22 protein-coding genes and 2 pseudogenes are annotated in these 22,077 nt (G+C 38.8%); 16 read left to right on the forward strand and 8 right to left on the reverse strand.

Going from position 1 to position 22,077, the window contains the following annotated elements; all coding sequences use genetic code 11:
• Positions 1 to 368 precede the first annotated feature (368 nt).
• The 10 genes and pseudogenes from MKX36_RS12295 to MKX36_RS12340 all read left to right on the forward strand — a co-directional run bounded on the left by MKX36_RS12295 (position 369) and on the right by MKX36_RS12340 (position 9,371).
• Complete coding sequence (locus MKX36_RS12295; RefSeq protein WP_340864783.1) at positions 369 to 599, forward strand: transposase; 231 nt, start codon at positions 369 to 371, stop codon at positions 597 to 599.
• 455 nt (positions 600 to 1,054) lie between these two features.
• Positions 1,055 to 2,462, forward strand: a pseudogene (locus tag MKX36_RS12300) (D-alanyl-D-alanine carboxypeptidase family protein).
• A 328-nt stretch (positions 2,463 to 2,790) separates the two neighbouring features.
• The gene (locus tag MKX36_RS12305; RefSeq protein ID WP_340864784.1) at positions 2,791 to 3,762 is read left to right on the forward strand and encodes a zinc-binding dehydrogenase; all 972 of its coding nucleotides are present in this window, start codon (positions 2,791 to 2,793) and stop codon (positions 3,760 to 3,762) included.
• A gap of 195 nt (positions 3,763 to 3,957) precedes the next feature.
• Positions 3,958 to 4,275: a thioredoxin gene (trxA, locus tag MKX36_RS12310; RefSeq protein ID WP_340864785.1), complete on the forward strand. Its 318-nt coding sequence runs from the start codon at positions 3,958 to 3,960 to the stop codon at positions 4,273 to 4,275.
• Positions 4,276 to 4,390: 115 nt separating this feature from the next.
• Complete coding sequence (locus MKX36_RS12315) at positions 4,391 to 5,161, forward strand: SDR family NAD(P)-dependent oxidoreductase (protein ID WP_340864786.1); 771 nt, start codon at positions 4,391 to 4,393, stop codon at positions 5,159 to 5,161.
• A 186-nt stretch (positions 5,162 to 5,347) separates the two neighbouring features.
• Complete coding sequence (locus tag MKX36_RS12320) at positions 5,348 to 6,454, forward strand: flavin monoamine oxidase family protein (protein ID WP_340864787.1); 1,107 nt, start codon at positions 5,348 to 5,350, stop codon at positions 6,452 to 6,454.
• A 33-nt stretch (positions 6,455 to 6,487) separates the two neighbouring features.
• A complete protein-coding gene (locus MKX36_RS12325) occupies positions 6,488 to 7,144 on the forward strand; it encodes a carboxymuconolactone decarboxylase family protein (protein ID WP_340864788.1) in 657 nt (218 codons plus the stop codon).
• A gap of 124 nt (positions 7,145 to 7,268) precedes the next feature.
• Entirely contained in the window at positions 7,269 to 7,643 is a 375-nt protein-coding gene (locus tag MKX36_RS12330) for a rhodanese-like domain-containing protein (protein ID WP_340864789.1), read from the forward strand.
• A gap of 284 nt (positions 7,644 to 7,927) precedes the next feature.
• Positions 7,928 to 8,698, forward strand: a complete 771-nt coding sequence (locus MKX36_RS12335) for an SDR family NAD(P)-dependent oxidoreductase (protein WP_340864790.1) — start codon at positions 7,928 to 7,930, stop codon at positions 8,696 to 8,698.
• 97 nt (positions 8,699 to 8,795) lie between these two features.
• Complete coding sequence (locus MKX36_RS12340; RefSeq protein ID WP_340864791.1) at positions 8,796 to 9,371, forward strand: TetR/AcrR family transcriptional regulator; 576 nt, start codon at positions 8,796 to 8,798, stop codon at positions 9,369 to 9,371.
• A 514-nt stretch (positions 9,372 to 9,885) separates the two neighbouring features.
• On the opposite strand, the gene MKX36_RS12345 is transcribed toward MKX36_RS12340, so the two are convergent.
• Both MKX36_RS12345 and MKX36_RS12350 read right to left on the reverse strand, forming a co-directional pair.
• Positions 9,886 to 10,236 (reverse strand): substrate-binding domain-containing protein, encoded by a 351-nt coding sequence (locus MKX36_RS12345; protein WP_340864792.1) that lies wholly within the window; start codon positions 10,234 to 10,236, stop codon positions 9,886 to 9,888.
• A complete protein-coding gene (locus MKX36_RS12350; protein WP_340866099.1) occupies positions 10,221 to 10,391 on the reverse strand; it encodes a hypothetical protein in 171 nt (56 codons plus the stop codon). Before MKX36_RS12350 ends, MKX36_RS12345 begins: the two co-directional genes overlap by 16 nt.
• Before the next feature lie 241 nt (positions 10,392 to 10,632).
• On the opposite strand from MKX36_RS12350, the pseudogene MKX36_RS12355 reads away from it, so the two are divergent.
• Positions 10,633 to 11,881 (forward strand): annotated as a pseudogene (locus MKX36_RS12355) (6-phospho-beta-glucosidase); the annotation flags it as partial.
• A 77-nt stretch (positions 11,882 to 11,958) separates the two neighbouring features.
• On the opposite strand, the gene MKX36_RS12360 reads toward MKX36_RS12355, so the two are convergent.
• Positions 11,959 to 12,624 carry an ArsR/SmtB family transcription factor gene (locus tag MKX36_RS12360; protein WP_340866100.1) on the reverse strand — a complete coding sequence of 222 codons (666 nt, stop codon included), beginning with the start codon at positions 12,622 to 12,624 and terminating at the stop codon, positions 11,959 to 11,961.
• 248 nt (positions 12,625 to 12,872) lie between these two features.
• On the opposite strand from MKX36_RS12360, the gene MKX36_RS12365 reads away from it, so the two are divergent.
• From MKX36_RS12365 to xerS, 5 genes are all read left to right on the forward strand, one after another.
• A complete protein-coding gene (locus MKX36_RS12365) occupies positions 12,873 to 13,160 on the forward strand; it encodes a hypothetical protein (protein WP_340864793.1) in 288 nt (95 codons plus the stop codon).
• A gap of 153 nt (positions 13,161 to 13,313) precedes the next feature.
• The gene (locus MKX36_RS12370; RefSeq protein WP_340864794.1) at positions 13,314 to 13,757 is read left to right on the forward strand and encodes an OsmC family protein; all 444 of its coding nucleotides are present in this window, start codon (positions 13,314 to 13,316) and stop codon (positions 13,755 to 13,757) included.
• Between the two features lie 378 nt (positions 13,758 to 14,135).
• Positions 14,136 to 14,804 (forward strand): ArsR/SmtB family transcription factor, encoded by a 669-nt coding sequence (locus MKX36_RS12375; RefSeq protein WP_340864795.1) that lies wholly within the window; start codon positions 14,136 to 14,138, stop codon positions 14,802 to 14,804.
• Between the two features lie 173 nt (positions 14,805 to 14,977).
• The gene (locus tag MKX36_RS12380; protein ID WP_340864796.1) at positions 14,978 to 16,288 is read left to right on the forward strand and encodes an MFS transporter; all 1,311 of its coding nucleotides are present in this window, start codon (positions 14,978 to 14,980) and stop codon (positions 16,286 to 16,288) included.
• Positions 16,289 to 16,784: 496 nt separating this feature from the next.
• A complete protein-coding gene (gene xerS, locus MKX36_RS12385) occupies positions 16,785 to 17,855 on the forward strand; it encodes a tyrosine recombinase XerS (protein ID WP_340864797.1) in 1,071 nt (356 codons plus the stop codon).
• 169 nt (positions 17,856 to 18,024) lie between these two features.
• Here the strand turns inward: xerS and MKX36_RS12390 are convergent, their stop codons facing one another.
• From MKX36_RS12390 to MKX36_RS12410, 5 genes are all read right to left on the reverse strand, one after another.
• Positions 18,025 to 18,240: a hypothetical protein gene (locus MKX36_RS12390; protein ID WP_340864798.1), complete on the reverse strand. Its 216-nt coding sequence runs from the start codon at positions 18,238 to 18,240 to the stop codon at positions 18,025 to 18,027.
• A gap of 18 nt (positions 18,241 to 18,258) precedes the next feature.
• Entirely contained in the window at positions 18,259 to 18,498 is a 240-nt protein-coding gene (locus tag MKX36_RS12395; protein WP_340864799.1) for an Imm26 family immunity protein, read from the reverse strand.
• A gap of 84 nt (positions 18,499 to 18,582) precedes the next feature.
• Positions 18,583 to 18,780: a hypothetical protein gene (locus MKX36_RS12400; RefSeq protein ID WP_340864800.1), complete on the reverse strand. Its 198-nt coding sequence runs from the start codon at positions 18,778 to 18,780 to the stop codon at positions 18,583 to 18,585.
• A gap of 365 nt (positions 18,781 to 19,145) precedes the next feature.
• Positions 19,146 to 20,084 (reverse strand): FRG domain-containing protein, encoded by a 939-nt coding sequence (locus tag MKX36_RS12405; RefSeq protein ID WP_340864801.1) that lies wholly within the window; start codon positions 20,082 to 20,084, stop codon positions 19,146 to 19,148.
• A 333-nt stretch (positions 20,085 to 20,417) separates the two neighbouring features.
• The gene (locus MKX36_RS12410; RefSeq protein WP_340864802.1) at positions 20,418 to 21,263 is read right to left on the reverse strand and encodes a DUF2971 domain-containing protein; all 846 of its coding nucleotides are present in this window, start codon (positions 21,261 to 21,263) and stop codon (positions 20,418 to 20,420) included.
• Between the last annotated feature and the right edge of the window lie 814 nt (positions 21,264 to 22,077).

Consider the following 22,077-nt stretch of genomic DNA (forward strand, 5'->3'; position numbering starts at 1 on the left):
TTGATTAGAACTAAATAAAAACGTTGTGAGGAAAAGGGGTAGTTTCAGCGGTCTGCATTGCTTCATTATTCGCCGTATTTTGTTTAATCTCACAAAAACGGTCAGTTGAGGACTAGGCTCAATTTCTATCGCGAGCTATGGATGTATATGTCTACGATGATAAAAAGCTCAAAAGAGTCTAATGCAATTAAAAAGGCTATCCTTTTAACTATGCCATCACACTGGATAATAACGATAGATCCATTAATACGTAGGTTGGGAAACACCTAATGAAAAATCGCAAAATTGGTATAACCCCTTTTAGTGGGCAAGGTAAAGAAAGGACATCAGTAAAGATGAACCTACTCTTGTTGAACGGAGGGTATTTTATGGCTAAAAAAGGACAAACTTTCCGTCGGTATTCCTTGGAATTGAAATTGGAGGCAGCCCTGTTAGTCAATGAAGAACACATGACTATACGTGAAGTCGCGAAACGTTTGGATATTCAAAACAAATCGCAAGTCTATGTATGGGCGGTGAAAACGAAACAGGGATTAAGCCTAGAATCAGCTAGATCCAAACAGGGACGCCCGAAAACGAATTTTTCTAGCATGGAATGATGAGGTGTTGTAATTCTGGGCGGCAATTATCTATAAAAGAAATATAAGGAGTGACGTGTAAAGCGATGATCCGCGAGCGCGTCGTCTGGTTCGACTTTTGAAATTAGCTGCCGTTTCCCGATTGGTGTAGTACAAGTGGAGAAAAAGCATCCGGAAAAAATAAACGCCCTTTCCCCGGCAGAATACCGAGAAACGGACGTACCTTAAATCTTGTCTTTTTTGTAGTGTCAACTTGAAAGGGTTATGACCGATTGAGTGCTTTTTTATTGTTTGTTTGCACAATTTCAGACCTAACCCAAGGAATTATATTGGTCTTATTCCGTTTTTATTCAAATCGATATGTATTAGAGGTCTAACTGAAAGGTGGTTTATGTAAAAACTATATTTTAAGAGGATTGGAAGAAAACTTGTGTAGCATAGGAACTACGAAGTTTCGATGTTTTGAAGGGAGAACTATTGTATTGAATTTCCAACTACAGAATGTAGCAAAACGACACTTGATTAGAAAAGGTATTACATCGTTTTTGGTGGCTAACATGCTCTGCATGTCGTTAGCATCACCTGTATTGAACGCCATGAGTAATAAGGGTGACATTTTAACTGCTTCTTCCTATACTCCTGCATTAATTGAAGAGGAAGAGTTAAACTCAATTCCTTCAGTGGATTCACTTGGCTTGAAGGTCAAATCGGCTATACTTATGGAGGTCTCAACCGGCCAAGTCCTTCTTAATATCAAGGGAGACGAAGCTCGGCCGCCTGCAAGTATGGTCAAAATGATGACAGAGTGAGCAGATAAACAAGGGGAAGTTTAATTGGGATGATATTGTTGAGATCCAGAACAATGCAGCTGAAAGTATCGGGTCACGCATTTTTCTTGCTGAAGGTGATAAACATACAGTAAAGGAACTGTATATCGCTATGACTGTAGGTTCGGCAAACGATGCCACAGTTGCGTTGGCAGAGTATGTAGCTGGTTCTGAGGCGAACTTTGTTAAAATGATGAATGAGGAAGCACAGCGTATGGGGATGAGTAATACGTATTTCATCAACTCCACTGGACTTGATCGTGCAGATATGCCTGTAGATTACCGTCCGGCTGAAGATAGAGAAACGTTGATGTCGGCGCTAGATGCAGCCATACTTTGCAGGTATCTTATTCAAGATTTTCCAGAGTACAAAGAGTTTACGACAATTCAATCATATAAATTCCGTCCTAATGACACGTCTTCAATTATTAACAACAACTGGATGCTTGAAGAAAACAAAAATATCAGCAATTTTAAGACATGCTCCTATGAGGGCTTAGACGGAATGAAGACAGGTCATACTACGAGCGCAGGAAATAATTTTACAGGTACTGCAGAGCGTAATGGGATACGGTTTATTAGCGTAGTAATGGGGACAAATTCTGAATCTGCTCGTTTTAAGGAGACAAGGAAGGTACTCGACTATGGATTTAACAACTTTAGTGAGATAAAACTGGTGACGGATGTAAAAAGTAAGGTTCCTGGTTGGGAGTCTGTTTCACTAAAGAAGGGAACTAAAACTAAGGTACCCATCGTGACCGACAGTGCCGTAGTTTTTGTTATTCCGAAAGAACAGCAAAACATAGACGTGACATTCAAGACAAATTTATCCAATGAAGACCAATGGGTAGCCCCAATTAAAGCAGGAACCAAAGTTGGAACCAAAGTTGGAACGGTTACTTATACGTTCAAAGCCGATGGAACGGAGACTCAGGAGAAAACCGTGAATTTGATCACTTCTGAAGACGTTGATAAAGCTAGCTGGCTCCGCATGCTTTTCCGTACGATAGCAGCTTTTTTTAGTGACTTGTTTAATAGCATCAAAAATATATTCTAGATAAGCACTTTAGCAATTGTATTGAGGCCAGATAGCATAATTAGATAAAATAAACGATACTAAGCAAAAAACTCCAAATATAAATATAAACTTTGATTAATCGGCACTACAATTTTCGAATGATCACTATACGTCATTAGTATAGTGATTTTTTCATATGACGTGCTATTTCTTGCAGTATTTCTCCTGAAAAAATAAAAGGAGATGAGAGAGTGTGAATTAAAGAGTTAACTCGCAACTAATTGTCAATTATTCAATAATCAAATTGAATAAAACTTAATATACTTCTATAATTATAATTACTAACTGATTCGAGGGGGTTAAATGAGTGAATAAGATGAAAGCAATTCAAGTTCCTGCAAAAGGTGAACCGATGAAATTAGTAGAAATTCCTATACCTATTCCTGCAGAAGGACAAGTACTTCTTCGAATAGAAGCATGTGGGGTCTGTAGCGGAGATTCAAGTACTATCAAAGGATTTGCCCCAGAATATCCACGAATTCCTGGCCACGAAGTCGTTGGAGTCGTTGAACAACAAGGTGTTGGATCGAAAAAGTGGGAAATTGGGCAACGTGTAGGTTTGGGTTATCACAGTGGCTACAATCAAGTAACAGGATTGACCATGGACGGAGGATTCGCAGAGTACATGGTTGCTAATGAAGATGCTTTAGTTCTTATTCCCGACGAAGTCTCTTCTGAAGAAGCAGCTCCATTAATGTGTGCCGGTGAAACTACATTTAGTTCGTTACGAAATAGTTCAGCACGTCCAGGTGATGTAGTCGCTATTTCAGGTATCGGCGGATTAGGACATCTTGCTGTCCAATACGCAAAGAAAGCTGGTTATCGAACAGTGGCAATATCCCGAGGTGGGGATAAGGAACTCTTGGCAAGAGAACTTGGGGCACATATCTACATTGATGCAGAAAAAGAAGACCCTGCCAAAGCTCTGAGAGCACTCGGTGGAGCTAAAGTTATTCTTGCCACAGCACCAAATGCTAGCATGATCTCTTCTTTAGTTCATGGCCTAGAGTCGGGCGGAGAACTCATTATTGTCGCCGGATCCAGAGATCGTTTAGAATTGTCATCTATGGATTTTTTGAAAGGGCCTCATACCGTGAAGGGATCATTCACTGGACAGTCCAAAGAAATTGAGGCAGCAGTCAAGTTTAGCGTTTTGACCGATGTACGGCCAATAATTGAAGTGTTCTCAATAGAACATGCAAGTGAAGCATATGAAAAAATGATTCAAGCAAAAACACGGTTTCGGGCAGTTTTACGTATGTATGAACCAAGTAAATGATTGTAATCCGATATGCCTATGGCCTCGAACGAATTTGTCTCGAGGTTATAAGTTGGACTAAAAAACTTAGGATGAGGATGGTATGACAAAACACTCGATATAAAAACGTGGTTGACAGAAGATTTTTATCGCTTTATAATTCAATTAATCAATTGAACAAAATATTGATTGAATTATATATTAGGAGGTACTCTTATGAGTGCAATTGCATTGAATAGTCAAACCTTCCATAAACAAATAGAGACAGGCGTAACATTAGTCGATTTTTGGGCGCCTTGGTGTGGTCCATGCCAAATCCAACTTCCTATTGTTCATGAATTAGCTGATGATCTAGCAGAAAAAGCTACAGTTGCTACAGTTAATGTGGATGAACAAGCTGAACTCGCCTCACAATTTGGCATTAGGAGCATCCCAGCGTTACTTTTGTTCCAAGATGGTAAACTCGTGGATACTATGATTGGAATAAATCAAAGAGATGCTCTCAAAACCAAAATTCTAAACCTTATCAAATAAATATAGATAAATCAGCAACAACGATAAACTGTTGCTGATTAGTTTTAAAACATGTAGAATACAGTATAACAACAATTAACTACCTACTAGTAGATAAATAAAGGAGATACAAAAGATGAATTTTGAAAATAAAACGGTAATTGTAACTGGTGGAGGAACAGGAATCGGTAAAACGACTGCACAACGTTTCTTTGAAGAGGGAGCGAATGTAGTGATCAATGGACGTCGGGAAGAGCTTCTGATGAAGACCGCCCTGGAGATTGATCCATCCGGAAAGAAAGTCATTGCAGTCGCAGGTGATATCAGCTTGCCAGAAACATCAAAAAAATTGGTTCAGACCGCAGTTGAAACGTTTGGCGGTGTAGACATCTTGGTCAATAACACAGGGAAGTTTAACCCTACACCATTTTTGGACCACACAGAAGATGATTTACAATCGTATTTGGATACCATCGTGAAAGGAACATTCTATCCATCTCAATCCGTGATTCCCGAAATGAAAAAAAGAGGTGGCGGCGCCATTGTAAACACCGGTTCGATGTGGGCCATTAGCGCGGTTGAAGCAACACCATCATCGGCATATTCGGCAGCTATGGCAGGAAGACATGCGCTGACTAGAAACATGGCGGTAGAATTTGCTGGAGAACATATTCGAGTGAATGCAGTGGCACCAGCTGTGGTTGAAACTCCAATTTACAACACATTTATGAGCGAAGAAGAAGTAGCAGAGGTATTGCCAAGCTTTAATGCATTTCATCCTATTGGACGGAACGGTACAACCAATGATGTTGCTGAAGCTATTCTGTTCTTGGCTAGTGACTCGGCTTCCTGGATTACTGGTGTAGTTATGCCTCTGGATGGCGGCGTCACTGCTTGCCTTCGTTAATTCTTTAGGGGCTATTCTGGAAAGATTGGCCCTGGTTTTATTAAGCATAGTACTGGAGAAATGTACGCATACTCCAACAGGTAATTCATTTAACTTCGACCTTGATACCCGTAAACTTTGACAGCATAAAATTCACTTTCCACTACCGATGTAGATAAGTTTTTATCATTATAAAGGAGCACCAGAATGAAAAATAATTTTAACAAAAATGAACCTGTAATTGTCATTGGCGCAGGTTTAGGTGGACTTCGTGCTGCAACCTTACTTCATGAACAGGGAATTAACTGTATTATCTTGGAAGCAAGAGATCGCATTGGGGGAAGGGTTCTGAGCTTAGGGGTTGAGGGCAAACCAGAGCTGGGAAAATTCGATCTAGGTCCAACTTGGTACTGGCCTCGATATGAATATGCAATGGACCGACTGGTCAAAGAGCTTAACTTACAGACATTTGAGCAGTTTACCGATGGGAAGATGCTAGTAGAAAGATCCAGAACCGAGACACCAATACAACATGTTTTACCCGCAGGAGCGATGGAGTATTCACTTCGGTTTGTAGGCGGAGTACAAGTGCTTATTGATGCATTGGTTGCCAAACTACCAACGGAGGCCATTCATCTGAATACTATGGTCACTGCAATTCATCAAGAAGGCGATGGCAAGGTAAAGGTTCAAACGAATGGGAAGGAATTTCATGCAAGTTCAGTTATCGTTGCTCTACCACCAAGGATCATTGAACAAAACATATCTTTCTTACCCAAACTCCATCCTAAACTACATTCAAATCTGCTTAATAAGCCAACTTGGATGGGAGGTCAAGCGAAGATTGTAGTGGTTTATGATACCCCGTTCTGGCGTGATCAAGGACTTTCCGGATTTGTTTCAAGTAGGGTAGGACCTTTACAAGAAATACATGATGCCTCACCTCCGAGTGGTTCTGGTGCACTTTTTGGCTTCTTTGGTCTCCCTGCTAAGGTACGTTTGAATACAGGAAAAGAACAAATATCTGAACTTGTGATGAAACAACTAACACATTTATTCGGCCCCTCAGCAAAACATGTAAAAGGAATATTGTACAAAGATTGGTCATCAGATGAACACACTGCAGTGGAGAAGGATTCCGAACCATTACTGGATTTCCCGAATTACGGTCCGATAATAGACAAAACGGATACGTTGCAAAATATTTTTTATGCTGGAACCGAAATGGCATCACAGCAAGGTGGGCATTTGGAAGGCGCTGTTCAATCAGCCGAAAGAGTCGTGAATGAAATTATTAAGCGGCATAATCAATAAATCAAAATTCAACATGTAAAGGGGCATTTTAAGATGAATCAAGAAAGCTTGTACAAAAAATCTTATATTAACCGATTAGGTGAGTTCAATAAGCTATCTGGTAGTGCTTTTCAAGCATTTATGAATTTCGACCAAAAATCTTTGAATGAGGGTGTACTCTCTACTAAGTTAAAGGAATTAATGGCTGTTGCTGTTGCTCATGTTACAGGGTGTCCATATTGCATTGAGATTCATGTGAATAAAGTGAAAAAAGAAGCTACAAAAGAAGAGATGGCGGAAGCCATCATGGTTGCTACTGCATTAAAGGCAGGATCTGCGATGGCACATGGGGTTAATGCTTTAAATGCTTATGACAATAATGGTGATGATGAATTATACAAAGCCTCTTATTTCGAACGTATCAAAGAATACTCCAGTTTAGCGAGCGATGCCTTCAAATCCTTCGTTACCTTTGATGTTCAAACGATGAAAGCAGGTGCGCTCAGTGTAAAGGAGAAGGAACTCATTGCCATTGCCATTGCACATGTAACTGGATGTCCATATTGTATTCAAGTCCACGTAAAAGCAGCTAAAAAAGCCCAAGTCACTAAAGAAGAAATGGCAGAAGCCATTATGGTCGCCACTGCATTAAAAGCAGGATCTGCGATGGCACATGGTGTCAATGCTTTGAATGCCTACGATGAATTATAATGTATCGCTAATGTATCTAACCATTCAACGTTATGTGGAAAAATATTAAGACGAAAGTGTAGATGATACTAGCAAGTGGGTTCAAATTGAGTGTTAGTCTGACGTATTTTTAAGGAGATATAGCATGTTAGTATGGATTCTATTATGCGTCGTTTTGGCTTGGCTATATAAACATGTGAGCATCATCCAAAAGGTAACCTTTTTAAATCTTGATCAACGGCAAGTCCAACTACATTCGAATGCCAGACTACTCGATGTAAGAGACGCTTCAGATTATGAAAAAGAAAATGTTCCGACAGCCATTAATATACCTGTAGGTCGATTGCCATTCGTTTGGGAGAAAGAACTTTCTCCTGACGACACTATTGTGATATTAACCGACCGGTTTTATAGGGGGAAGAAAGGAGCACGTATTTTATCTAAAAGAGGATTTCGCAACTTGTATATCCTCGTAGGTACGGTTCCTGAATTACATGAGTGGTTTAACACGAAGAATTAAGTTATTTTAACTTAAATAATCATAGATATTTTAATAAGTAGACATAGGGCGATCTTCTTCGGAAGCTCTTCTCATAATTCATATTAAAATTGATTCTTAAATAAATGGGAAAGATGGTGTCGACCTTCTACCTATTGGTTGGTAAAATGAAGCATATTCAAAATACATTACTCTAGCATTACTTCTGGATAGGGTTTTATCTACCTCATCACAGAGAATGTCTTTATGTATTTTTCTAATCCAAATTTCAAACAATATAAAAAATGATAAGGAGAGGTAAGAAGATGAAATTTGAAAATAAAACGGTAATTGTAACTGGTGGAGGAACAGGAATCGGTAAAACGACTGCACAACGTTTCTTTGAAGAGGGAGCGAATGTAGTCATCAATGGACGTCGGGCGGATGTTCTGACGAAGACCGCTCTGGAGATTGATCCATCCGGAAAGAAAGTCATTGCTGTCGCAGGTGATATCAGCTTGCCAGAAACATCAAAAACATTGGTTCAGACGGCAGTTGAAACGTTTGGCGGTGTAGACATCTTGGTCAATAACACAGGGAAATTTAACCCTACGCCTTTCTTGGACCACACAGAAGATGATTTACAATCGTATCTGGATACCATCGTTAAAGGAACATTCTATCCATCTCAAGCCGTGATTCCCGAAATGAAAAAAAGAGGTGGCGGCGCCATTGTAAACACCGGTTCGATGTGGGCTATTAGCGCGGTTGAAGCAACACCATCATCGGCATATTCGGCAGCTATGGCAGGAAGACATGCGCTGACTAAAAACCTGGCGGTAGAATTTGCTGGAGATCATATTCGAGTGAATGCAGTGGCACCAGCTGTGGTTGAAACTCCAATTTACAACACATTTATGAGTGAAGAAGAAGTAGCAGAAGTATTACCAAGCTTTAATGCATTTCATCCAATCGGACGGAACGGTACAACCAATGATGTTGCTGAAGCTATTTTGTTCTTGGCTAGTGACTCGGCTTCCTGGATTACTGGTGTAGTTATGCCTCTGGATGGCGGCGTTACTGCTCGCCTTCGCTAAATATTTGGGGCTAATCACGATTGATGTGGTTAGCCCTTTTACTACATGGGAAGGAGGAAGCCTTGACAGTTTACTTACTGAATGGTAGATTTCATCTATGAATATTAAAAGAAATACATTACAAGAGATTATGGATATAGGTCTAACTCTGGTTCAAGAGCGGGGTTATAATGGATTTAGTTATGCTGACATTGCAGATGCTATTGGAATACGTAAAGCGAGTATTCATTATCATTTCCCTTCTAAACAAGACTTAGTGCAGGCTGTCCTGATTCGATATCGTAAAGAATTTATGGATAAACTTCAACAAATCAAGGATCAACCTTCGAGTGGTAAGCAGAAGATAGAATCTTTCTTTGGACTATATCGAGAAACTCTGGAAAACAACACCAAGCTATGTTTGTGCTCCATGATGGCTGCTGAACTGAATTCCTTTCCAACCGAAATTCGTGATGAATTAAACAAATTTTTTGAAGCCAATACCGTTTGGTCTCAGCAGGTACTCGAAAAAGGAAAATTAGATGGAGAATTTTCATTTACTAATCCTGCTTTGGAACAAGCAAAGGCACTTATCGCATTTGTTCAAGGTGCCCAGTTGCTGTCTAGAACTTCCGGTAACATAGAATACTATGATTCGCTCGTCTCCAGCTACATGGCTGCATTAGTTTCATAATAGTACAAGGCTTTAAAAGCCACCCTATTTATACAGATGATCTGTGACCCGTAAGATGTACACTTTGAAAAAAGTGCGCATTTACGGGTCTTTGTATTTTATCTGTTTAGAAAAGTTTGCTGGGATGCGGTCATGATGAAAATCAGAAGTTCTTTTCAGAACAAGAAATTCAAGCTTGATAGTCGATTCCATCCCATTCTCCGTTTCTCGGGGAAAAGTTCCTCTCATTCAGCGGCAGTATGGAAACGGTCAATGGGCGTATATGTCCAGCGTGAAGGAGCGAGAGTTCACGTCAATGAATCAGAAGCCATCTGTATTGCAGCTTGAGAACGAAGGGGTCTTTTTAAAAGTGGGGCGCAAATACGGTCCACAGTTCAGATAATAGAAGTATGTTTTTATTAAGTTGAACTTGTAAAAACCTTTTTCCTTTTGAATCAAAATTATGTTGAAGATCGCTCGATTAATCGGTACTCCAGTGAATGAAGGCTTTTTTGGATTTGATTGAGTTGGTTATTTAAAATAAAAAAGAATTCTCAGCTTGTTGATCAATGGGATAATGAATTGTTGTCAAATCGAGTAAGTGAGCCAAAATGGAGTTATCGAAGCCCATTACGGCAAGGTCTCCCGGTATAGAGAATCCCGCGCGACGTAGAACAGTTGTAAGCCCTGAAGCCACATCATCATTGGCGCAGAAGATGGCATCGGGACGATCCTTTTGTTGCACCCACCACTCCGCAATATTCTCCCCGTCGGCAACAGAAGTCTTGTCTTCAATATAAGGAAAAGTGGAGTCGCTAAGGCCATATTTCTTTGAAAACTCAGAATGCGCGCGAACACGTTCTTTGGTATTTAGCCCTCTTGACATAGGGTAACACTAAGGATTCTTCTGTACCCTTTTTGGTATAAGTATTCGAGAGCTTCCCAATAAGCATGATAATGATCCATAAATACGGATGGAATAACCTTGGAATCGACTCTTTGCCAGGTAACAACTGGACCATACTGTACGTAAAATTCAATAACCTCCCACTGAGTTAGATCTAATTAGACAAACAATACCATCCAATTGTTTTCGTTTTAACATCTCAAGGGCGATGAGTTCTTTCTCAGGGTCACCATTCGTAATAAGAAGGGTAATATTAAAAGCCATTTCTCCCAGCAATCAACCTAAATGCTCGTACAAAGTTAACAATCATAGGACTGAAGCTAACAGTAATTATTTTGATCACGCGCGAAACCGTTGCTGTAGAGACACCGGCCACGTTATCATGAATTGCCCATTAAAAAATTATGGCTAGTTGATATAGAGGCAGGTAAAGAGAAGCTTGAAATCGTTGGTGCGATGGCTAAACGTATGGTTAAGGCAGCGGGCATTGATTGTGAAATTCATATGACATTAGATCGCAGATTGCTTTGAAAGATTCTGACTTTGTAACAACTCAATTTCGTGTAGGCTTAATGGAGGCACGGATCAAAGACGAGATCATTCCAATGAAATAGGCCTTATCGGGCAAGAGATGAATGGAGCAGGAGGAATGTTGAAAGCGTTCCGAACGATTCCCGTTATTCTAGGTATTGTTAGGGACATGAGAAAACATTGTCCGGACACATGGCTATTAATTTTACCAACCCTGCAGGAATGGTTACTGAAGCTCTGTTCTGCGTTATGGTCAGTGGGAAAAGGTTATAGGTCTATGCAAAGTGCCAATTATGGCTGTTAAAAATGAGGCAGCTGTTCTTGATAAACCAGAAGAAGAACTTTTCTTCAAGTTTGCAGGGATCAACCATCTGCATTGGCACAAAATTTATGGTAAAGACGGAAAGGAATTAACCCAAGAAGCCATTGAAAAAGTGCGGACCTGATGCAAAACCAGAGAAAATGGTTCAAAATATCAAAAATATGCGTTTTTTATATGAACAAATCGTTCACTTAGATATGCTGCCTTGCCCTTACCATCGTTACTATTATATGACAGATGCCATAATTGAAGAGGAGTTACAAGAGGCTCAGGTAAAGGTTCAAGAGGGCAGGTCGTAAAGCGATTAGAAGAAAGTCTGTTTGAAATGTACAAAAACCCGAATTTTGATATAAACCTGAAGAGCTTGAGAAACGTGGCGGTGCCTACTACAGTGATGCAGCCTATGAGATCATCAATTCTATATACAATAACAAAGGGAAACAAATGGTTGTAAGCACACGGAACAATGGGGCTATTAACGATCTGCCAAACGAAAGTGCGTTAGAAATTACGTGTGTTATTACTTCACATGGTGCAGAGCCCATTCATTTCGGTTCATTCCCACCAGCTCAGCGAGGATTGTTGCAGGTCATGAAATCCATGGAGGAACTTACAATTGAAGCAGCCATAACAGGAGATTATGCTACCGCTCTTCAAGCCTTCACAGCCAACCCACTTGTACAAAACGGGGATATGACTAAGGCACTACTAGATGAGTTATTGGACGCGCATAAAGAATATTTACCTCAATTTCATAATAACAAGGTATAAACCTGTTTAATTCGTGGTTAACAAAAGACCTCTAACCATTCTGGCTTGAGGTCTTTTGTTAAAAATATAAAGAAAACTTAATTGATGAAATGGCTTTGCCAATCATTAATACCTGCGTCCATACGATAAGCTTTATAACCTTCTTGTTGGAGTTTTTCAACCGCAATGGCTGAATATGCACAAAGGGGCCCTTGACAGTATGCAATGACTTCCGCATTCTTGGGTAATTCACGCATCATGGTATCCAGCTTGTCCATAGGCATCGAAATTGCGCCTTGAATATGTCCCGTTTCAAATTCCTCTTTCGAACGTAGATCCACTAAGATGATGGATTCATTATCAACTTTCTCCATTACTTCATCCATGGTCAGTGTTTGGATCCCATCCAAGTTGTTTATGAAGTCATCTTTTAATTTTGAAATATCAGGAAGTTGTTTCTCACTTATACGCCAAAGGGAGGACATAAAATCGATAATTTCAGGGTCTGCTAGCGAATAAATGGCATAGGTTCCCTTTTTGGTGAACTTAACAAGTTTTGCGTCAAGCAATATCTGCAAATGGCGTGATACGTTAGCTAGATTCATGCCAGTACACTGTGCCAATTTTTCAACCGTTTTAGGACTTTGAGCTAATACATTCAATATTTCAAGACGCTTGTCACTTGACAAACTTTTACCAATTCGTGCGAGTTGTCTATACAGTTCTTCCTTTAATACCTTTGCTGTGTTCAATTTATCTTCCAACATGATATAACCTCTATTCTAAGTAATTAAGTTTTAACACTATAGGAATGTGTTTATTCTCAATCATTAACCTCAATGATTGAATTGATTCAATTGATTAATAAAATTGTATCATGTTATTCCATGTAATCAAGATGCGGTTTACTTGACAAAAGTAAATACATTAATCTATAATTCAATCGATTGATTGATAATTTGAATTAGAGAATTAGGCGATCAATACATTACTCAATGGAGGGTTAAAAATTATGGCAAAGGCATATCTTCAAATTACACTCAAGATTAATGCACCGGAACGCGAGGCAGCTGTGAAAGTTTATACGACCTATAAAGAGCCATTTCTTTCAGGTATTGCTGGTGCCGTATCTAAGGAATTGTTAGTACGTGATGAAGATGTTCAAGTACTTCATGGATTTAACAGTGAGGCTGAAGCTAATGCTTACCTAGAAAGCGACCTTTTTACGAATGATGTTGTTGTTGGACTGAAGGACTTGCTTCAAGCTGAACCAGAAATCCGTATTTATAAAACATTTTAAATAATTGGTTAACGACTAAAGTTAATACTACAAATCATAAACCGACACTGTAATCAGCTATGTCGGTTTATGAATTTAAATTATGGTGTTTGTAGAGATCATGTTGATTGGGTCTGCTAGAGTTTTCTACTGATGAATGGAGGGATGATTGATATGGCGAAACAAAAAATAACCTTAAATACTACTTGGTATGGGAATGCAAAAGGCAATGGAGATATTAAAGGCGATAACTTCCAAACGCCAATCGCTATTCCTATTTTAAAAGGAGGGAGCGGAGAAGGTGTTGAACCTAAGCAACTTCTTATGTCTTCCGCAGCAGCTTGTTATCTAATGACTTTGGTGTATATGTTGGATCAAAATCGGATTCCGGTTTCCGAACTAAGTATGGTTACAGAGGGAGATACTACTCCGGAAGGGCAAATGAGCATCATTCATCGTCCACAAATGATTCTGAGAAAATTGGAATCTACAACTCAAGATAAAATTATGGCTGAAACCCTACTGCAGAGAGCAGAAGAGAATTGTCACATTGGTCAGCTTCTAACTAAATCGGATGTCCAAATTTCGGTGGAGGGCACCGTTTCTGTAGAAGCCTAGGCAACATTAGACCATGAGGAATTCAATTAGTTGTAGTTTTACAGTGCACCGCTATAGAATTTAAAGGTTGACGGTATATCGAGAGACAAAAATATATTCTCGTTGTAAGTCGCTAAATTAGCGACTTATTTTATTTGGACTAATCACCAAGCGTTGGATAACTAGGTGTACAAGAATACGAAAACCAGATCAAAAGCAACAAGAATAACAATATATCAATATAACTGGTAAATGAAATTGACAAATACACTGAGTATAAACAGTTTTTTAGTCAGGCCAAGTCTTTAGCGCAGTTATTTCTGAGCGAACAACCTTGACGAGATAAATATTTTACGATTATAATTCAATTAATAAATTGAATAATGGAGAGTGAATCTTATGACGCAAGGACTTCCTGTTCGTGCTTTCAAAGATGACTTGTATCGTCAGTTTTCTAGAATTGGAAAGTGCTTGTCCAGTGATAAACGTTTGGAACTTATGGATTTATTATCTCAAGGACCAAAAACGGTAGAAAAGATGGCAGAAGCCACCGGAATGAGCATGGCTAATGTATCGCGCCACCTTCAAATACTACATGATGCTAACCTTGTGAGATCCAATAAAAGGGGAACGTATGTCATCTACACCTTGGCAAGTCCTGAGGTTCAGGGGTTCATAAATTCCTTATGGCGAATTAGTGAAATCCAACTAGCGGATATTACCCGAATTAAAAACGATTTCATATGTCAGTTCGGGGAGTTAGATATGCTATCTATGGATGAAGTGATGAAAAAGGTGGAGGAAGGTAACATTATTTTATTGGATGTCCGTCCTTCTGAAGAGTTCAAAGCAGCACATATCCCAGGAGCAGTGTCTGTTCCATTGGAGCAAATCCATCATTACTTACAGACTCTCCCCAAAGGGACTCAAATTGCCGCCTATTGCCGGGGACCGTATTGTGTTTTGGCCGTTGAGGCGGTAAAGATGCTGCAACAAGAGGGTTTTACAGCTTTTCATATGGAAGAAGGAGTATACGAATGGCAGGAGTACCTTGTACAGATTCACTAAACCGGAGTTTTACTTGAGTTATTGACCTGTGAATTCCATACAGTATGGAAACTGTTTAGATGGAAATGAAAAATAAATCATTAATTCTTGAGTGTCATACAGACGTATGGCTTTTAAATTGCCTCAAGAATAATTATTTACTTGAATAGTAAAATATAAAGGGAGAATAGGATATGTCTGAACACTCAATAGATTCCAACAGGAAGACACATATCTCAGATTCACTAAAGAAATATGTGGAATCGCCTGAAAAGCAGCGTCAATTGTATAAAAGAACCCTGATGATTGTTATTCTTTCACAGATATTCGGAGGAGCAGGATTAGCTGCAGGCGTGACGGTAGGCGCGCTACTCGCCCAGGATATGCTGGGAACAGACAGCTTCGCTGGAGTACCGGCAGCGCTATTTACATTAGGATCTGCTGGTGCTGCACTATTGGTCGGTCGTCTTTCTCAGAACTTTGGTCGTCGTGCGGGATTAGCGACAGGATTTATCAGTGGGGGGATTGGCGCAATCGGAGTTGTATTAGCTGCCGTGTTGGACAATTTGCCGCTGCTCTTTATTTCATTGTTAATCTATGGTGCCGGCACAGCAACAAACTTACAAGCTCGTTATGCTGGTACAGACTTGGCTCAGCCTACACAGCGTGCCAAAGCTATTAGTGCGGCTATGGTTTTTACAACATTTGGTGCAGTTGCTGGACCGAATCTCGTAAACATCACGGGGGGAGTAGCCACCTCGATGGGAGCTCCTGCCTTAGCAGGGCCATTTATGCTGGCAGCCCTAGCGTATATCGTTGCCGGATTGGTGCTTCTCATTTTTTTAAGACCAGATCCATTTATCGTTTCCAAAGCTATAGCTGAAGCACAGCGCGCGAAAGATATCCAAAACGGTGTGGATGGAACGATTCCTCAAGAATCAATTGGTAATAAAACAGGTATTATTGTTGGAGCTACAGTAATGGTATTGACTCAAATTGTCATGATTGCCATTATGACCATGACACCAGTTCATATGCAGCATCATGGACATGGTCTCGGAGATGTTGGTCTCGTCATTGGTATCCATATTGCAGCAATGTATCTGCCTTCACTGATTACTGGCGCTCTTGTCGATAAGTACGGACGTACACTAATGTCCTACGCTTCAGGTGTAACATTGCTCTTAGCAGGCTTAGTATCAGCGCTTGCACCAGGGGATTCAATGGGATTTCTCATTCTTGGTCTTGCACTGCTCGGGTTAGGGTGGAATTTTGGATTGATTAGTGGAACAGCAGCCATTGTTGATGCAACGACGCCTCAAACTCGCGCAAAAACTCAGGGAACAGTGGATGTGCTAATCGCATTAGCTGGTGCGTCTGGAGGAGCATTATCAGGTATGGTCGTAGCTCAATCCAGTTACACAACCCTTTCTCTTATCGGGGGATTCCTTTCTTTGCTACTTATTCCGGTTGTCGTTTGGTCCCGTAAGAAGCAAAAGGTGTGATTTTTCCACCTGACTACCACTGCTTTCAAAAGGAGCGTATAGTTTCTTTATTTAGAAGTCGCTTTTTCAGCGGCTTTTTTGTTTTTGATATATCTAATTCAAATACTAGATTGCCTAGTATCAAAGAAAAAAGGGCGATGTAATATTTTGACTTCGAGGTATCAAGATATAGTTTTGAGCCAAAGATTTATTTAAAGCACTAATTGAAAAGCCATCTTGATTTATGTGCATGTAAGAGCAATCAAGATTCGACGATGACTAACCACTTTCTGTAAGCCTTCGTTAATATATAATATATAGAGGCTGTTGGGTAACATACTACAAATACCGATGATCACAAAATGATGCAAGAAATTAAGGTACCTTTGGAATAATCCCGGTTACGGATAACAAGAACATAGAGATTAGCGATCAGGAATCATATAATTACGTAAAATAATAATTTGACGAATAAATAACGATGAGTTATGATGAATCCATGGAGGTTTGTACATAAATGGATAAACTAATGAAAAATCACTACATGCAACGTATTGATGAAAAATTGTCCGATTTACCTTGGTATGTAACAGAATTTATAGATAGCAAAAAACGCAAGTTATCTCCAACAACACTTCTTAATTACTGTCATGATTACATTATTTTTTTCGATTGGCTTATTGCAGAGAATCTAACTTCATCAAATCGGAAAGAAATAACCTTAGAAACATTGGAGTTATTAACAATACGTGAAGTGGAAAACTTCTTGTCATTCCTGGATTATCAACTTGGAAACAAGAAACTTACGATAAATCGCAAATTGTCCTCTCTAAAATCGTTGTTTGATTACCTTCAGAATAAGGCTGAAACAAGTGACTTGAAGCCTTATATTCAACGAAATGTAATGGCCAAAATGGATTTGAATGCTATCAAAGAAAGCCAAGAAACCATTGCAAACCGTATTGAAGGAAAAATTCTAAGAAATGATGATTTCGAATTATTCAGGCAATTTATAGCTTACGATTTTGGTGAAAAACATAAAGAAAACAAGCGTATTTTTACGTTTCATCAGTTTAATCGTGAGCGTGATACAGCAATCGTTTCGCTGATATTAGGTTCAGGGCTTAGATTGTCTGAGGTTGCAGGAATTAATATGGATGACTTAGATATGAATAAAGCTTTAGTTCGAGTGGTACGTAAAGGTGATAAAGAACAATACGTTTACTTTAGCAAACAGGCTTTAATGGATTTAGAAACCTATCTGCAGATCAGAGAAACAAGATATTTACCAGATAAACAAGAAAACTATTTATTCATTGCAGCTCCTGTAGGTCGTAAAGGAAAAAGCCGTCGTCTTACACAACGATCAATTGAAAAGCTGATTGAAAAATATGCAACTGCCTTTGGGAAACCTTCTCTAACAGTGCATTCGCTCAGGCATTCATTCGCAACGCGATATCATCTTGAAAATAAAGATGTACCAAGACTAAAGAATCAATTAGGGCATTCTTCCATTCAAACAACAATGATATATACTCACTTAACAGATGAAGAGATGCGTAATGCTGTGAATAATATGGACCGATGAAACCGTGTCGCTACGCGGTTTCTCTTATACATCTTCACAAAATCCGTATTTTGACTAATAGTCTTACTCGGAAAAACAAACTAAATTGAAATCATCTTCTGATGAGCGCATTATGCTGTTTAGATAATGAAAACCTTGAGGGCAATTAGCCCATCAAGGTAACATAAACCTAACCTGTATAAATTAGCTCATTATAATATGGGTCCCATTCTCCAGTTAGAAATCTAGCATTGACTGGCTTTTCTAGACTAACAGGTGACCAAGACTCCAGTTCGGGGACTACTTCGATCTCTGAAGCACTGGGGTCTTCATTCAAAACATCACCCATATGATCTACCAGCATATACCCATCCTCAGTTTCCACTTTGTACAACGGAAATGTCATGCTTGGTATTGATCCATTTCAAATCACACTCCGGATACCATCTTCAATCCTAGAGTTTACAGTCTGTATTAAGAAAATGATTGGTTTAGAAGTAATTTCACTGATCGTTGGGTGTTCCATTGATACCAAATCATATACAATCATACAATCAGATATCCTTCCTTCAGAAACAACTTGGCCATAACAATAACGACCCTGATCAAGTCTTATTGCGAAGACAGCTCCTATCTTCACCTTAACCTTTTTTTTACCTGCCATTATTAGTCTCTCGTTTATTTTGTAATGTTCCACCATTTTTTTGCAAACCACCATATTGGTTGATTTTTTTCTGCTCAAGCACATTCAAATCTTTCCCAGGCTTAGCGCGCCCCACTTCCTTAAATTTATATTCAGCAGCGCGCCTAACATCTCGGTGAATTGTTCGAACCCACTCGCTCCATGCGAAATGACTATTGCTTTGCCAACGGGCTCATTTCGTTTTCGAAATGCCTGTACCACACTCGAACCTTTAGCGACATCTACACCAACAACAGGTTCCATGTCCTCACTCCTTATCTTTCGTTTCGCCGGTCCTTTCCACGATGGTTCCAAACCCATAAGCTTCGCTTGTTATACGGGGTCAACTGCCCCTACCAGCCCAAACATGGTCTTTTGGAGGTCGTGGGAGAACTGTTTTTGTTACGAGGTCCAAGCCCCTAAAGCCGCCACGTTCTCCCAGCTCCCCCCATCGTAAAACGACCACAAAAAAGGCCAACCAGTAATTACTGGCTAACCTGATAATACGAAAAGCCGCTTAAATAGCGACTATAATGGGACTATGTTCTTGTCCCCCGACATCTGTCAAGTCCCTCACACAGGCAGAATCAAGACCATCTTTTTTTCAAAAAAGTATAAATATTATAGAACTAATAGATTAAAGGTATCAAAGTTTCTTCTTCAATTGTTGTAGATATACCTTCAAAACCAGGGAATATTGTAGAAGCATTATAGTTTAAGGTGTTTAAAGCTTTTAATATATTCTTAGCCGCTTGATGAGGTATTATGAATTTATACATAATTATTCTTAAGTTTTTTTGAAATGATTCTTCCTTTGATAGATACTTATGTATTTGTATGTCCAAAGGAGTCCGATCCACTTTTCTGTCTGAAAGAACATCTTCTTCAAAATTCTCATTTTTCCAGTGAGTAAAGACACCTTTTTGAGCCTTAAGATTTGGATTACCACTATATGGCGGATTAATAATCTGCAATGGGAGTTCAAATTCTTTGTAAAAATCAAACAATGGTCGATGTAGAGCCCACAGCACCATAGATTCGTCCACCCTATCATGATTCAGAGCACCTTTTGAAGCAAAATAAAGAGAAACAAATGGATCAAGACTCCAATCTAAAAGTCTTGTCGGCAACCCATAATGCTGAGCAAGACCGGCTAGTTCATAAAATGAAGAAGGTAACCATTCTCTAACAAAACAAGGAGCTTTGTAATATGAGTACATATTCTCTCTCAAAAAGTCTACATGCGGAATCTGTAAGCCCACATAGTCCGATTTGACGAAAAATTTACGTAATATTTTGTACTCATTCGACCTTTGATTAGACTCAATTACATTTTCAACGTCTGCTCCACTTTCAAGATCAACACCATTTGCAAGTTTATTTACAACACTCCGGTTAAGTGGCCTTAAAGCTGTTGGCAATAAAGAATATCGGTCTGATTCCTCACCTCGAAACATGAAATCCTTATTCATTAAGTCATACTGCTTATCAAGAGGAGAAATGATGTGGAATAATTCTTCAGCCGAGTTGATGTGCACGGTTTGTACAACTTGATCATATGTTAGCATCCTCACTCACTCCTAAAATATATTTAATAGCCTTAAATCATTGCGATCACATATTGAGGCTGATACGGCACCAACCCACAATTATGGGACGGAGCCAAGCATCGCCTGCAGGAACATAGACACCTTTTATACCGGCATCGATATAAATCAGATCATGATCGTCATGCATCACTTTTCGCTAAAAATCGTAAGGTAAACCCACAGCTCCCAGTATGATTACGCATACCGTTTTCTCAAGGCTCCCTTGGAACCGGACTCGAAGCTTTTACCTCATCCGACTCCCCAGATAACTAACTTCTACAAGTTAGTCTTAAAAGCCTAGAGTCATAACAATTATCTATAAGTTGAATTAGATTTGTTAATTTCTTTGATTTCTCCATAACCATAATACTTCAACAAATGGTCAATATCATTTCTTTCTAAATTAGATTTTGGTCCGATATATATATTGTTAATTAGTTCACTCTCAAAGCCCTTGAAACTAAAATCCAAGTAAGATGAAATAGTATTATTAGAGCTTCTAAACTGTAAACCATCTGGAAAAACTTCTCCAAAGTATCCCGTAAGAGCACTTTTGTTATCCGCAGTAGAGTACCAATAATCCCAATCAGTTGAGGATTTATCTAACTCATTCTCTTCTTCATTCAATACTAATCTCCATTCTTCTTCTTCCTCAAAAGCAGGATTTTTGTAGAATAACGATTCTTGAATGAGTAGTTTAGTGTTTAAATAATGGAAAAAGTTCATCATATAATCATCACTAAAGTATGTCTCACGCATATTATATTTGGAAATTGCAAAATTAATGCTCTCCAAGTAGCTTTGAGCATATTTTGACACTTGCTCTGGTAAGGTTTCTATTGAGTATTTCACTTTCTTAAGTTTTAATAAATTTTCTTTTGAAGCAATTTCTCTTATAATTTCAGCATTAAAGCCTATGGATAGTCCCTTTCCATCATCGGCATATCCTCTCCATTGACTTAGCTTATCAGCTGCTTCAGAAAAACATGATACATAAAATAGCATTTCATTTTGTTTCAAAATTTTATCTAATGTTAATTTTAACAAATACTTTATTGTATCTAATTCATCAAGACCATAAATTACTTTATTAGGCACTAAGAATGGATTCGCTTTATATTGACAAGAACTTCTTTCTCTACAAAGGTAAATAACCATTTGCCTTCCATGTTATCATTTGATTTTGTGATGTCTGACAACCTAATTGTCTTATTGCGTATAATGTTTAAAAACGTTTCAACATTACAATAGTGATAAAGTAAATCTGTCATATTTCTACCTCCATTTTTTAATAATATTTTTAGAATCGGACGTTTTCAAGCTTGTGTAAGTATCTATTTGATAAATGTAGGTCCAGTTCATTATGATATTATAAAACGTTTTGATAATATCATAATGAAAATATCATATGGATATATTATATGCATAGATTTATATTGTCAACTTACTTTTCATTACGAAAAAAAACACAAAGAAAAAAGTACACTATCATTAGCATACGTTATTCTTCGTGATAAAATATTTTTCTAAATTCAGTAATGCTGAAATCTCTCCATCATTGCTTTGTAAGAAAAGAAAACCATTATATATACTAGACTCTCTAACATCCTACATTTTCTCTTGTTCTTTCATTGTAAGTAGCCGCTTTTCCGTTACGGTACACTTGTCAACTAACTCAACGTTTTCCGCTTAATCACTTTTTTCTTTCATCGTTTACCTTCGCCCTAATTTTAGAGTGTGAAGTCGCAGGAAGTCATATGGTATTGCTGGCTGTATTGAGAATTATGTATGCTGAAATAACTATTATGAAAAAAAGCCCCCCTTATTTGTGAGAGGAACGGTCTCTTTTTGAAGTCGAATTAGAGAATCAAGTCTAGAACTTTACTGAACAAATATGTGGTGTTCCTGTCGTGGTTATCAATACTTGATGTCATTCTTGCTACTCATTCAGCAGTAGTGTAAACAAGCTCCC

The organism is Paenibacillus sp. FSL W8-0439 (genome assembly GCF_038008995.1).
GTDB lineage: Bacteria > Bacillota > Bacilli > Paenibacillales > Paenibacillaceae > Paenibacillus > Paenibacillus polymyxa.